The following is a 13,634-nucleotide window of genomic DNA, read 5'->3' on the forward strand; positions in this document are numbered from 1 at the left end:
CATGCCCATGATGACCGGCAAGAGCGCGTACGAGTGGCGGTTCGACGCGGGCCGGCCCTGTCTCGACCTGGTGGCGACGGGCATCGGGACCACCGGTTCGTGCGAGCTGCTGGACGGCGCCGAGCGGCTCGCCGACTGGCTGGTCGCCACCGGGCTCGTACCGGACGGCACCCGGCTGGACGCCGTGGACGAGAGCTGGGTGCTCCGCTTCCGGCAGTTACGGGCCGGCGTCGACCGGCTGCTGACGGCGGAGCTGGGCGGCCGGGGCGACCGGTACGCCCTGGAGCGGGTCAACGCGCTCGCCGCCGGGGCACCGCCCGGGGTACGGGCGGTACGCGGCCGGGGCGGCAAGCTGGTCCGCACGCTCAGCGGAGATCCCGAGTGCGGGGAGCTGCTGACCGCCGTCGCCCGCGACGTGGTGGACCTCCTCACCGACCCGGTGGCGCGGGCCGGGCTGCGCCGCTGCGAGGCCGTGGGCTGCCGACGCTTCTATCTCGACACCTCGCGGGGCCGCCGCAGGCGCTGGTGCTCCAGCGAGGTGTGCGGCAACCGCGAACGGGTGGCCAGGCACCGGCGCCGCGCGGCGGCCCGGGCCGCGGGCGCGGGCGTGTCCTGAACCGGGGGTTCCGGACCGGATGCGAGGTGGGCCGGCGCGGGTGCCGTCCCGTCCCCGGGGCCCGGACCCGCTGCGCACCATTTTCGGCATGCGCGGCAGGTGCGCGGCGGGCATCCCTTCGCCTAAGGTTGACGGCTGCCCAAATGCACATCAGAAAGGGGCCTCGGTGGCCGCGCAGGATGCCGCTGTCGATTCGTTGCGGGACCGGGAGATCGGGGTCGAGCAGAAACACCTCGACCGGGTGTACCACCGCCTCGAGGAGAAGATCCACGAGGCGGAATTTCTCATGGACGACGCCGTCAAGCGCGGCCAGGTCGGAACGCCCGGGGCGCTCGCCGAGCGCGACGCCCAGGTGTTCCGCGCCGGGATCCACCTCAACCGGCTGAACAGCGAGTTCGAGGACTTCCTCTTCGGCCGGATCGATCTGCTGCTCGGCAAGGACGGCGAACGCGGTCCCGACGGCGCGTACACCTCCGTCGAGCCCGCCGACGACGCGGTGCGCGACGACGCCACGGCCGACATCGCGGAGACGCTGCACATCGGCCGGATCGGGGTTCTCGACGCCGACTACGCCCCGCTGGTCATCGACTGGCGCGCCCCGGCCGCCGCCCCGTTCTACCGTTCGACGCCGAAGGACCCCGGCCGGGTCGTACGCCGCCGGGTCATCCGCTCCAAGGGCCGCAAGGTCCTCGGCGTCGAGGACGACCTGATGCGCCCCGAACTCACCGCGTACCTCGACGGCGGAAAGCTGCCGGTGATCGGCGACGGCGCCCTGATGGCGGCGCTCGGCCAGGCCCGCAGCCACACCATGCGGGACATCGTCTCCTCCATCCAGGCCGAGCAGGACCTGGTGATCCGGGCCCCCGCCGCCTCCGTCACCGAGGTCTCCGGCGGCCCCGGCACCGGCAAGACCGCCGTGGCGCTGCACCGCGCCGCCTACCTCCTCTACCAGGACCGGCGGCGGTACGCGGGCGGCATCCTCATCGTCTCGCCGACCCCGCTCCTGGTCGCGTACACCGAGGGCGTGCTGCCCTCGCTCGGCGAGGAGGGGCAGGTCGCGATCCGCGCGGTCGGCTCGCTCTCCGACGACGCGGCCGGCGTCGAGGGCGCCACCACCTACGACGAGCCCGCCGTCGCCCGGATCAAGGGCTCCTCGCGGATGCTCGCCGTCCTGCGCAAGGCCGCCCGCGGCGCCCTGGAACAGCCCGGCACCCCGCGCCCGCGCCACGACACCGGCGGCCAGCTCGCCCTCGGCGAGGAGGAGCCGGCGCGGACCACCGCCCCGGCCACCCCGGCCCGGCTGCGGGTCGTCGCGTTCGGCGCCCGGATCGAGCTGGAGGCCGACGAGCTGCGCCGCATCCGGCAGTCCGTGCTCGGCGGCACCGCCCCGGTCAACCTGCTGCGCCCGCGCGCCCGCCGGATGCTGCTGGACGCCCTGTGGAACAAGTCCTCCGGCCGGGGCCGCTACACCGACCCCGAACTCGCCGCCGAGCTGCGCTCCTCGTTCGACGAGGACGTCTCCACCGAGACGGACTTCCTCGACTTCCTGAACGCCTGGTGGCCCGAACTGACCCCGCGCGGGGTGCTCGCCGCGATGGCCGACGAGAAGCGGCTCGGCCGCTGGGCCCGCCGGGTCCTCAACCAGGGCGAGACGCGCCGCCTCGCCCGCTCCCTGAAGCGGCTCGGCCCCGACGGCAAGGGCCCCCTCTCCGTCCACGACGTGGCGCTCCTCGACGAGCTCCAGACCCTGCTCGGCGCCCCGCCCCGCCCGAAGAGGAAGCGCGATGCCGACCCGCTGGACCAGCTCACCGGTCTGGAGGAGCTGATGCCGCAGCGCGAGGAGACCCAGCGCGAGCGGGCCGAGCGGCTGGCCGCCGAGCGCACCGAGTACGCGCACGTCATCGTCGACGAGGCGCAGGACCTCACGCCCATGCAGTGGCGGATGGTCGGCCGCCGGGGCCGCCACGCCACCTGGACGATCGTCGGCGACCCGGCCCAGTCGTCCTGGTCGGACCCGGACGAGGCGGCCCGCGCCCGTGACGAGGCGCTCGGCAACCGGCCGCGCCGCCGCTTCACCCTCACGGTGAACTACCGCAACCCCGCCGAGATCGCCGAGCTGGCCGCCAAGGTGCTGGCGCTGGCGATGCCCGGGATGGAGTCGCCCGCCGCGGTCCGCTCCACCGGCGTACGCCCCCGCTTCGCGGCCGTGGGCGACGGCGACCTGGCGGCGGCGGTGCGCGAGGAGGCCCGGCGGCTGCTCGCCGAGGTCGACGGCACGGTGGGCGTGGTCGTCGCGATGAACCGGCGCGCGCAGGCCCGGGAGTGGCTCGCCGAGCTGGGCGAACGGGTGGTCGCGCTGGGCAGCCTGGAGGCCAAGGGCCTGGAGTACGACGCCACGGTGGTGGTCTCGCCCGCCGAGATCGCGGACGAGTCCCCGGCCGGTCTGCGGGTGCTGTACGTGGCGCTGACGCGGGCGACGCAGCAGCTCACGGTGGTGTCGGGGGCGCGGGACCTGCCCGACGGGGACGGGGTCCCGGACCTGCTGAGGGACTGAGCGCCGGCCGGTCCGCCCGGGGAGCGTCCCCGGGCGGACGGATCGTTCCGCCGGCCGGTCCGCGCCGTGGGGAATCGCTTCTGCGCGGTCTTTGTTAGCCTGGTGTCGGCACCGGCTCGATCCAAGCCCCCGGGCCCAACCTTCGTCGCTTCGAGCGACCACTTGCCGCGAGGCGAGCATGGCGGGCCGGTGTCGTACAGCTCGACGACAGACCCGCGTCACCTTTCGGTGGCGCGGGTCTGTTCTCGTTTGCGGGACGCACCCGGGGCGGGCGCGCGGGGCGCGTCGGCGGGTGCGGGGGCGGGCCTGTTCTCGCGGGTCCGTTTCCGGTCGGGGCTTCCGCTGAAGCCATGACTTCTCGTATGGTGGAAAAAGGTTTCCGAAGTGCGGCAGTCGATTACCGGCTACCCGCCAGTAGGTGCGACGATCGGAAAGCGTGTCCGAGGTGAGCGCCCCGGCCGCGCAGCAATGAAGCTAAGGAAAGCGAAGGTCTCGGCCATGGCAACGGCGCCCAGCGTCTCGTACTCGATGACGGTCAGGCTGGAGGTGCCCGCGAGCGGTACCGCGGTCTCCCAGCTCACCACGGCCGTGGAGTCCTCCGGCGGGTCGGTCACCGGTCTCGACGTGACCGCCTCCGGCCACGAGAAGCTGCGGATCGACGTCACCATCGCGGCCACCTCCACCGCGCACGCCGACGAGATCGTCGAGGGGCTGCGCGGCATCGACGGCGTCGTCCTGGGCAAGGTCTCCGACCGTACGTTCCTGATGCACCTCGGCGGCAAGATCGAGATGGCGTCCAAGCACCCCATCCGCAACCGTGACGACCTCTCGATGATCTACACCCCCGGTGTGGCCCGGGTCTGCATGGCGATCGCCGAGAACCCCGAGGACGCCCGCCGCCTGACCATCAAGCGCAACACGGTTGCGGTCGTGACGGACGGCTCCGCCGTCCTCGGCCTCGGCAACATCGGCCCGATGGCCGCCATGCCGGTGATGGAGGGCAAGGCGGCCCTCTTCAAGCGCTTCGCCGACATCGACGCCTGGCCGATCTGCCTGGACACCCAGGACACCGACGCCATCGTCGAGATCGTCAAGGCGATCGCCCCCGGCTTCGCGGGCATCAACCTGGAGGACATCTCAGCCCCCCGCTGCTTCGAGATCGAGGCGCGGCTGCGCGAGGCCCTGGACATCCCGGTCTTCCACGACGACCAGCACGGCACCGCGATCGTCGTCCTGGCCGCGCTGACCAACGCGCTGCGCGTGGTCGGCAAGGGCATCGGGGACGTGCGGGTCGTCATGTCCGGCGCCGGAGCCGCCGGTACGGCCATCCTGAAGCTCCTGCTGGCCGCGGGCGTCAAGCACGCCGTCGTCGCCGACATCCACGGCGTGGTGCACGCCGGCCGCGAGGACCTGGTCTCCGCCGCGCCCGACTCGCCGCTGCGCTGGATCGCCGACAACACCAACCCGGAGTCCGTCACCGGCACGCTCAAGCAGGCCGTGGTCGACGCCGACGTCTTCATCGGCGTCTCCGCGCCGAACGTGCTGGACGGCGCGGACGTCGCCGCCATGGCCGAGGGTGCCATCGTGTTCGCGCTCGCGAACCCGGACCCCGAGGTGGACCCGGCAATCGCCCGCGAGACGGCCGCAGTTGTCGCCACCGGCCGCTCCGACTTCCCGAACCAGATCAACAACGTGCTGGTCTTCCCGGGTGTCTTCCGCGGCCTGCTGGACGCCCAGTCCCGGACGGTCAACACGGAGATGATGCTCGCCGCCGCGGGCGCCCTGGCCGACGTCGTCGCCGAGAACGAGCTGAACGCCAACTACATCATCCCGTCGGTCTTCAACGACCGGGTCGCCGGTGCCGTCGCCGGTGCCGTCCGGGACGCCGCGCGGGCGGCCGCCGGTGGTACGAAGGGCGCGGGCGACCGCGTCTGACCCGCGCCGCCCCGACCCGGCGGGCCGCCGACTACGGCGCGTCGCGGGACGCGCCGCCCCAAACGCCCCTTTAGGGTGGGCGGGCGGCGCGAACCGGTGAGTCCCGCACCCACTGCGGAACGCTTCCGGAGAGTCGACGGAACGTCACCACGGCGAGGCCCTGGCGCTTTTCGTGTGACTCCGGAGGGTGCCGGATTGGCGTTACCGCCGCAGGTGGGGGCAGGATGCGTAATCGGGCGCGAGGGTCTGACGACAGACCCGGGTCCGGGGACTGTCCGAGGGCCCTGGCAGCATCGGCTTCGATCTCACGCCTCACAGGCAAGAAGAACACGGGAGTAACAAACATGAACCGCAGTGAGCTGGTGGCCGCCCTGGCCGACCGCGCCGAGGTGACTCGCAAGGACGCCGACGCCGTGCTGGCCGCGCTCGCCGAGACCGTCGGTGAGATCGTCGCCAAGGGCGACGAGAAGGTCACCATCCCCGGCTTCCTGACCTTCGAGCGCACCCACCGTGCCGCTCGCACCGCTCGTAACCCGCAGACCGGCGACCCGATCAACATCCCGGCCGGCTACAGCGTGAAGGTCTCCGCGGGCTCGAAGCTCAAGGAAGCCGCCAAGGGCAAGTAAGGCTTCACAGCCTCATCGCCCCACAGGCGCGACGAAGGGCGGTCACCCATCCCGGGTGACCGCCCTTCGGTGTACCGGCCGCCAGGGCCCCGTTCTGTGCCTCTGCGAAGGCCCGCCCGGCGGCGCGTCCGGTCCGCCCCGGCCCGCACGGGCCCCGGAACGCGGGAACGGGGGCCCGGGACAGTGTCCCGGACCCCCGTCGGTAGTCCTCCGGCGCCCGCGCTCAGACCAGCGGGCCGCCCGGCAGCTCGACCTTCGCGCCGAGCTTCTCCAGCTTCTCCATGAAGTTCTCGTAGCCGCGGTTGATCAGGTCGATCCCGTGCACCCGCGAGGTGCCCTGCGCCGCCAGCGCGGCGATCAGGTACGAGAAACCGCCCCGCAGGTCCGGGATGACCAGGTCCGCGCCCTGCAGCCGGGTCGGGCCGGAGACGACCGCCGAGTGCAGGAAGTTGCGCTGGCCGAAGCGGCAGTCCGAGCCGCCCAGGCACTCCCGGTAGAGCTGGATGTGCGCACCCATCTGGTTGAGCGCGGAGGTGAAGCCGAGCCGGGACTCGTACACCGTCTCGTGGACGATGGACAGGCCCGTGGCCTGCGTCAGGGCCACCACCAGCGGCTGCTGCCAGTCGGTCTGGAAGCCGGGGTGCACGTCCGTCTCCAGGGCGATGGCGTTCAGCGGGCCGCCCGGGTGCCAGAAGCGGATGCCCTCGTCGTCGATCTCGAAGGCGCCGCCGACCTTGCGGAAGGTGTTGAGGAAGGTCATCATCGAGCGCTGCTGCGCGCCCCGTACGTAGATGTTCCCCTCGGTGGCCAGCGCCGCGGACGCCCAGGAGGCCGCCTCCAGGCGGTCCGGGATCGCCCGGTGCGTGTAGCCGTCCAGCCGGTCCACACCGGTGATCCGGATGGTCCGGTCGGTGTCCATCGAGATGATCGCGCCCATCTTCTGCAGTACGCAGATGAGGTCCTCGATCTCCGGCTCCACGGCCGCGTTGGACAGCTCGGTGACGCCCTCGGCGAGCACCGCCGTCAGCAGCACCTGCTCGGTCGAGCCCACCGACGGGTACGGCAGCCGGATCTTGGTGCCGCGCAGCCGCTGCGGGGCCTCCAGGTACTGGCCGTCCGCCCGCTTCTCGATGACCGCGCCGAACTGCCGCAGCACGTCGAAGTGGAAGTCGATCGGCCGGCCGCCGATGTCGCAGCCGCCCAGCCCGGGGATGAAGGCGTGGCCGAGCCGGTGCAGCAGCGGGCCGCAGAAGAGGATCGGGATGCGCGACGAGCCCGCGTGGGCGTCGATGTCGGCGACGTTCGCGCTCTCCACATGGGTCGGGTCCAGGATCAGCTCGCCCGGTTCGTCACCCGGACGGACCGTCACACCGTGCAGCTGCAGCAGCCCCCGGACCACCCGCACGTCCCGGATGTCGGGCACGTTGCGCAGCCGGCTGGGCCCGCTGCCGAGCAGCGCGGCGACCATCGCCTTCGGCACCAGGTTCTTGGCGCCTCTGACGCGGATCTCGCCCTCCAGCGGGGTTCCGCCGTGGACAAGCAGGACATCGTCTGTGCCGGTCATGAATCTCGCGTTCCGGAGTGGTCGGGCAGGGGGCCAAACGAAAGAGTAATGGGCCGCCACCCCCTCCCCGTAAGAGAACGGGGGGTGTACGAACGTCATGAATCCGCCACAACACGCTCTGCTCCCCGGGTCTTGCGGAGCGTCACCGTCCGCATGGCCCTCCGCAGGGCGCGCTCCCCGTGCACCCGTGCGCCCTGAGCTGCGCCGCGTCCTGCCGGGTGGCGGGGCGCCCCGCCCGGTGCCCGCGCGGGGCGAAGATGCGGGATCATTTCTGCCATGACCGAGGTGTCCTCGCTCACAGGGCGACTGCTCGTGGCCACACCCGCGCTCGCGGATCCGAATTTCGACCGCGCCGTGGTGCTCCTCCTCGACCACGACGAGGAGGGCTCCCTCGGCGTGGTCCTGAACCGGCCGACCCCGGTGGGCGTCCGCGACATCCTGACGCCCTGGGCGGGCCTGGCCGGCGAGCCGGACGTGATCTTCCAGGGCGGTCCGGTCTCGCTGGACTCGGCGCTCGGCGTGGCGGTCATCCCGGGCGACGAGGGTCCGCTCGGCTGGCGCCGGGTGTACGGGGCGATCGGCCTGGTGGACCTGGAGGCGCCGCCGGAACTGCTGGCGGCGGCCCTCGGTTCGCTGCGGATCTTCGCGGGTTACGCGGGCTGGGGCCCGGGGCAGCTGGAGGCCGAACTGACCGAGGGTGCCTGGTACGTGGTCGAGTCGGAACCCGGTGACGTCTCCTCCCCGCGCCCCGAGCGCCTGTGGCGTGCGGTCCTGCGCCGTCAGCGCAGCGAGCTGGCGATGATCGCCACCTACCCGGACGACCCGTCGCTGAACTGAAGGTCCTGACGATCGGTACCCTTGGCGGTTATGAGCACTCTTGACGAGCCCGAGCGCGGGGCAGGTACCGGAACCCTCGTGGAGCCGACGCCGCAGGTGTCGAACGGCGACGGCGACCACGAGCGCTACGCCCATTACGTCCAGAAGGACAAGATCATGGCGAGTGCCCTGGAGGGCACCCCCGTGGTCGCACTGTGCGGGAAGGTCTGGGTGCCGGGGCGCGACCCCAAGAAGTACCCCGTCTGCCCCATGTGCAAGGAGATCTACGAGTCCATGGGCGCCGGCGGCGACAAGGACAAGGGCGGCAAGGACAAGAAGTAGCGGTCCTTCCGGCCGTTCGGCCGTATCGCTCGGGGCCCCCGGGGCGCGTTTCCACACGCACCCCGGGGGCCTTCGCGTTGCCCGGGGCGGCCCCGTCCGCAGGTCCGCCGCGTTGCACGGGCTGCTCCACCGGGTCACAGAGTGGTTGAGACCACTTGTCGGCATCTGCGTGCGCACCTACTCTCCTGCCAGTTGTGCAGTACGAAACGCCCGTTGCGTATGTTGCAACACCTACCGGTAGGGGTTCCCGGATGAAACTGTCTGCCCGAATTGCCGCCCCGGTCGCGGCGCTCGTCCTGGCGGGGCTCACCGCCACCGCCTGCGCGCCGCAGACGTCCGACAACAAGGCCGAGGGGGACGCGAAGTCCGGCACCCTGCGGGTCTGGCTGTTCCAGGAGGTCGGCAACAAGCCCAAGGAGAAGGTCGTCGACGCGGCGGTCGCCGAGTTCGAGAAGGCCCACAAGGGCGCCAAGGCCGAGATCGAGTACATCCCCGTCGACACCCGCGCCCAGCGCATCAAGGCGGCCTTCAACGATCCGAAGAGCGCCCCGGACCTGATCGAGTACGGCAACACCGACACCGCCGGATACGTCAAGGACGGCGGACTCGCCGACATCAGCGAGGAGTTCGCCGCCTGGGGCGAGGCCGCGGACACCGACCCCGTCGCCCGCCAGTCGGTGACGGTCGGCGGCAAGGTCTACGGCGCCCCGCTCTTCGTCGGCGTACGGGCGCTGTACTACCGCACCGACGTCTTCCGGGAGCTGGGCATCGAGGCCCCGAAGACCCAGGCCGAGCTGATCTCCACCGCGAAGAAGATCCACAAGAAGAAGCCGGACCTGTACGGGCTGGCGGTCGGCGGCGCGTACACCTACGGCGCGATGCCGTTCATCTGGGCGGCCGGCGGCGAACTCGCCGAGGAGAACGGCGGCACGTACCAGGCCGCCATCAACAGCGACAAGGCCCGCAAGGGCATCGAGGCGTACACCTCGCTCTTCGGCGACGACAACTGTCCGGCCGCCAAGTGCGCCGCGATGGGCGGCAACGCGACCGTCACCGCCTTCGCCTCCGGCAAGGCCGCCATGGCGATCGGCGGCGACTTCAGCCACGCCGCCGTGGAGGCGGGCTCGGTGAAGGGCAAGTACGCCGTCGTCCCGCTGCCCGGTACCACGGAGGGCTCCGTCGCCCCCGCGTTCGCGGGCGGGAACAACATCGGCGTACTGAAGAGCAGCGCGCACCGGAGCCTGGCCGTCGACCTGATGAAGTCGCTGACCGGCAAGCGGACGCAGGAGAAGATGTTCGACGCGATGGGCTTCCTGCCGACCTACACCGACGTGCGGAACACCGTCGCGAAGAAGGAGCCGTTCGTCGAACCGTTCGTCCGGACGCTCGACGCGGGCGCCAAGTTCGTCCCGGCCTCGCCGGGCTGGGGGCAGATAGACGCCTCGCTGGTGCTGCCGACGATGTTCCAGGAGATCGTCAGCGGCCGTAAGGACGTGGCGAAGGCGTCGGACGACGCGGCGAAGAAGATGGACGCCGCGTTCGCCGACGCGGGCTGACGATGACCACGACCAGCACCGCACCCCGCACCACCGCCAAGGCGAAGGCCGGGGCCGGGGCCGCGCACCGGGCGCGCGGCTCCGGCTGGACCCCCTGGCTCTATCTGCTGCCCGCGCTCGTCCTGCTGGGCGGGCTGCTCGTCTACCCGATCTACCAACTCGGCCTGATCTCCTTCCTGGAGTACACCCAGGCCCAGGTCAGCGGCGGCGAACCGACCACCTTCCGGGGCCTGGGCAACTACGCCGAACTCTTCGGCGACGGCCAGTTCTGGCAGGTCCTCCTGGCCACCGTGCTCTTCGCCGCCGCCTGCGTCGTCTCCACCCTGCTCGTCGGCTGCGCGCTCGCCGTCCTGCTGACCCGGATCAGGGCCGTGCCCCGGCTCGTCCTGATGGTGGCCGCGCTCGGCGCCTGGGCGACGCCCGCGATCACCGGGTCCACCGTCTGGGTGTTTCTCTTCGACCCCGACTTCGGCCCGGTCAACCGGGTGCTGGGGCTCGGCGACTTCTCCTGGACGTACGGGCGCTACAGCGCCTTCGCCCTGGTGCTCCTGGAAGTCCTGTGGTGCTCGTTCCCGTTCGTGATGGTGACGGTGTACGCGGGCATCCGGGCGATCCCCACCGAGGTGCTGGAGGCGGCGGCGCTGGACGGCGCCTCGCAGTGGCGGATCTGGCGCTCGGTCATGGCCCCGATGCTGCGGCCGATCCTCGTCGTCGTCACCATCCAGTCGATCATCTGGGACTTCAAGGTCTTCACCCAGATCTACGTCATGACCAACGGCGGCGGCATCGCGGGCCAGAACCTGGTGCTCAACGTGTACGCGTACCAGAAGGCGTTCGCCTCCTCGCAGTACAGCCTCGGCTCCGCCATCGGCGTCGTCATGCTGCTGATCCTGCTGGCCGTCACGCTGGTCTACCTGCGCCTGGTACGGCGCCAGGGGGAGGAACTGTGAGCGCCCGGAGCACACCGCTCATCCGCCGGCCCGGCCGGCTGGCCGCCGAGGCGGCGGCCCTGCTGATCGCCGCCGCCGTCGCCTTCCCGCTGTACTGGATGGTGCTCTCCGCCCTCAAACCGGCCGGGGAGATCCAGTCCACCAGCCCCCGACCCTGGACGTTCGCGCCGTCCCTGGACTCCTTCCGCCGGGTCTTCGAGCAGCAGGACTTCGGGCGGTACTTCCTCAACAGCCTGATCGTCGCCGGCACGGTCGTCCTCGCCTCCGCGCTGGTCGCCTTCCTCGCGGCGACGGCGGTCACCCGGTTCAGATTCCGCTTCCGCACCACCCTGCTGATCATGTTCCTGATCGCGCAGATGGTGCCGGTCGAGGCTCTGACCATCCCGCTGTTCTTCCTGATGCGGGACTTCGGCCAGCTCAACACCCTCGGCGCGCTGATCCTGCCGCACCTCGCGTTCTCGCTGCCGTTCGCGATCTGGATGCTGCGCGGATTCGTCCGGGCGGTGCCCGAGGCGCTGGAGGAGGCCGCGTACCTCGACGGGGCGAGCCGCACCCGCTTCCTCTGGCAGATCCTCTTCCCGCTGGTCCTCCCCGGCCTCGTCGCCACCAGCGTCTTCTCGTTCATCTCCACCTGGAACGACTTCCTGTTCGCGAAGTCGTTCATCATCAGCGACACCTCCCAGTCGACCCTGCCGATGGCGTTGCTGGTCTTCTTCAAACCCGATGAGAACGACTGGGGAGGGATCATGGCGGCATCGACCGTGATGACCGTCCCCGTACTGGTCTTCTTCGTACTCGTACAGCGCCGCCTGGTCTCCGGACTCGGCGGAGCGACAAAGGACTGACTCATGGACCTGGACAAGGGCCTGATCCCCGCCCCCGTGCACACCGGTGACGACGGGCGGCGCGGCTTCCAGTTCGACCCGTCGACCACCATCTCCGCCGCCCCCGGCACCGAGGGCACCGAACGCTGGCTGCGCTCCACGCTCGGCGCCGCCTTCGGACTGGCCCTCGCCCCCGGCGGCTCCGGGGACGAGGAGGACGCGGGGGACGCGGGGGACAACTCCGTACGGCTGCGCCTGGACCCGGCGCTGGAGCCCGAGGGCTACCGCCTGACCACCGGGACCGGGCAGTACGTCGAGATCACCGGCGGCAGCCCCGCGGGCGTCTTCTGGGGCGCCCAGACGCTCCGCCAGCTCCTGGGCCCGGAGGCGTTCCGCCGGGCCCCCGTCACCCCCGGGGCGCCGCGCTCCGTCCCCGCCGCACGGATCGAGGACCACCCCCGCTTCCCCTGGCGCGGCATGATGCTCGACGTGGCACGGCACTTCCTGCCCAAGGACGACGTCCTGCGCTACCTCGACCTCCTCGCCGCCCACAAGCTCAACGTCTTCCACTTCCACCTCACCGACGACCAGGGCTGGCGCATCGAGATCAAGCGCCACCCCCGGCTCACCGAGATCGGCTCCTGGCGGCCTCGCACCAAGCACGGTCACCGGGCCTCCGAGCTGTGGGACGAGACCCCGCACGGCGGCTACTACACCCAGGACGACATTCGCGAGATCGTCGCGTACGCCGCCGAGCGGCACATCCGGGTCGTCCCCGAGATCGACATCCCGGGCCACTCGCAGGCCGCCATCGCCGCCTACCCCGAGCTCGGCAACGCGGACGTCGTCGACACCGCCGCCCTCTCCGTCTGGGACACCTGGGGCATCAACGCCAACGTGCTCGCCCCGACCGACACCACCCTGCACTTCTTCGAAGGCGTCCTCGAAGAGGTCCTCGACCTCTTCCCCGCCGCCACCTCGCCGTTCATCCACATCGGCGGCGACGAGTGCCGCAAGGAGCAGTGGAAGGACTCGCCCGCCGCCCAGGCCCGGATCGAGGAGTTCGGCCTGGCCAACGAGGACGAGCTCCAGTCCTGGATCATCCGTCACTTCGACGCCTGGCTCACCGCCCGGGGCCGCCGGCTGATCGGTTGGGACGAGATCCTGGAGGGCGGCCTCCCGGCGGGCGCCGCCGTCTCCTCCTGGCGCGGCTACCGAGGGGGCGTCGCCGCCGCCGAGGCGGGCCACGACGTCGTCATGTGCCCGGAGCAGCACGTCTACCTGGACCACCGTCAGGACGGCGGCCCCGACGAGCCGATGCCCATCGGCTTCATCCGCACCCTGGAGGACGTCTACCGCTTCGAGCCCGTACCGCCCGGCCTCTCCGAGGAGGCGGCCCGGCACATCCTGGGCACCCAGGCCAACGTCTGGACCGAGGTGATGCAGAACCGGGCCCGCGTCGACTACCAGGTCTTCCCGCGCCTCGCCGCCTTCGCCGAGGTCGCCTGGTCCCCGCTGCCCGCCCCCGCCGAACGGGACTACGCGGACTTCGAGCGCCGCATGACCGCCCACTACCCCCGGCTCGACGCCCTCGGCGTCGACTACCGGCGCCCGGAGGGACCGCTGCCCCGGCAGATGCGACCCGGAGTGCTGGGCCGCCCTCTCGACGGACCACCCCCGAACGTGTGATCCCGGCCGCCGGCCCGACCGGCCCCGGCCCCGGCCGACGCACCCTGGGCGGGTGCGTCGGCCGGCGGTTTTTTGTCCGGAACTCGCCCTGCCGCGCGGGCGTGGCGCGAGGGGACACCGCCCCGTTCCAACCGCGACAAGCGGCGACGAACAGCGGCAATT

Annotated in this window: 11 protein-coding genes; 10 read left to right on the forward strand and 1 reads right to left on the reverse strand. The window is 71.7% G+C overall.

The genetic code is table 11. The features are described from left to right. The first annotated feature begins 7 nt into the window (after window positions 1–7). From ACWC97_RS20880 to ACWC97_RS20895, 4 genes are all read left to right on the forward strand, one after another. Window positions 8–616, forward strand: a complete 609-nt coding sequence (locus ACWC97_RS20880) for a CGNR zinc finger domain-containing protein (RefSeq protein WP_352273908.1) — start codon at window positions 8–10, stop codon at window positions 614–616. A 166-nt stretch (window positions 617–782) separates the two neighbouring features. Further along, window positions 783–3,170 (forward strand): HelD family protein, encoded by a 2,388-nt coding sequence (locus ACWC97_RS20885; RefSeq protein ID WP_450650812.1) that lies wholly within the window; start codon window positions 783–785, stop codon window positions 3,168–3,170. A 498-nt stretch (window positions 3,171–3,668) separates the two neighbouring features. Beyond that, window positions 3,669–5,105, forward strand: a complete 1,437-nt coding sequence (locus ACWC97_RS20890) for an NAD-dependent malic enzyme (protein WP_352273684.1) — start codon at window positions 3,669–3,671, stop codon at window positions 5,103–5,105. 344 nt (window positions 5,106–5,449) lie between these two features. Beyond that, window positions 5,450–5,731, forward strand: coding sequence for an HU family DNA-binding protein (locus ACWC97_RS20895; RefSeq protein ID WP_003968811.1), 282 nt, complete (start codon window positions 5,450–5,452; stop codon window positions 5,729–5,731). 223 nt (window positions 5,732–5,954) lie between these two features. Here ACWC97_RS20895 and murA read toward each other — a convergent pair whose 3' ends face one another. Next, complete coding sequence (gene murA / locus ACWC97_RS20900; protein WP_352273685.1) at window positions 5,955–7,295, reverse strand: UDP-N-acetylglucosamine 1-carboxyvinyltransferase; 1,341 nt, start codon at window positions 7,293–7,295, stop codon at window positions 5,955–5,957. Between the two features lie 276 nt (window positions 7,296–7,571). Here murA and ACWC97_RS20905 point away from each other — a divergent pair, with 276 nt between their 5' ends. The 6 genes from ACWC97_RS20905 to ACWC97_RS20930 all read left to right on the forward strand — a co-directional run bounded on the left by ACWC97_RS20905 (window position 7,572) and on the right by ACWC97_RS20930 (window position 13,472). Further along, complete coding sequence (locus ACWC97_RS20905) at window positions 7,572–8,132, forward strand: YqgE/AlgH family protein (RefSeq protein WP_352273686.1); 561 nt, start codon at window positions 7,572–7,574, stop codon at window positions 8,130–8,132. Between the two features lie 30 nt (window positions 8,133–8,162). Beyond that, window positions 8,163–8,453, forward strand: a complete 291-nt coding sequence (locus ACWC97_RS20910) for a DUF3039 domain-containing protein (protein ID WP_352273687.1) — start codon at window positions 8,163–8,165, stop codon at window positions 8,451–8,453. A 251-nt stretch (window positions 8,454–8,704) separates the two neighbouring features. Further along, window positions 8,705–10,009, forward strand: a complete 1,305-nt coding sequence (locus ACWC97_RS20915; protein ID WP_450650815.1) for an extracellular solute-binding protein — start codon at window positions 8,705–8,707, stop codon at window positions 10,007–10,009. 2 nt (window positions 10,010–10,011) lie between these two features. Further along, the gene (locus ACWC97_RS20920) at window positions 10,012–10,959 is read left to right on the forward strand and encodes a carbohydrate ABC transporter permease (protein ID WP_352273689.1); all 948 of its coding nucleotides are present in this window, start codon (window positions 10,012–10,014) and stop codon (window positions 10,957–10,959) included. Next, entirely contained in the window at window positions 10,956–11,804 is an 849-nt protein-coding gene (locus ACWC97_RS20925; RefSeq protein WP_352273690.1) for a carbohydrate ABC transporter permease, read from the forward strand. Before ACWC97_RS20920 ends, ACWC97_RS20925 begins: the two co-directional genes overlap by 4 nt. Before the next feature lie 3 nt (window positions 11,805–11,807). Next, complete coding sequence (locus ACWC97_RS20930; protein ID WP_450650816.1) at window positions 11,808–13,472, forward strand: beta-N-acetylhexosaminidase; 1,665 nt, start codon at window positions 11,808–11,810, stop codon at window positions 13,470–13,472. The last annotated feature ends 162 nt before the right edge of the window (window positions 13,473–13,634 follow it).

The sequence above is a fragment of the Streptomyces sp. NPDC001108 genome (assembly GCF_053598535.1).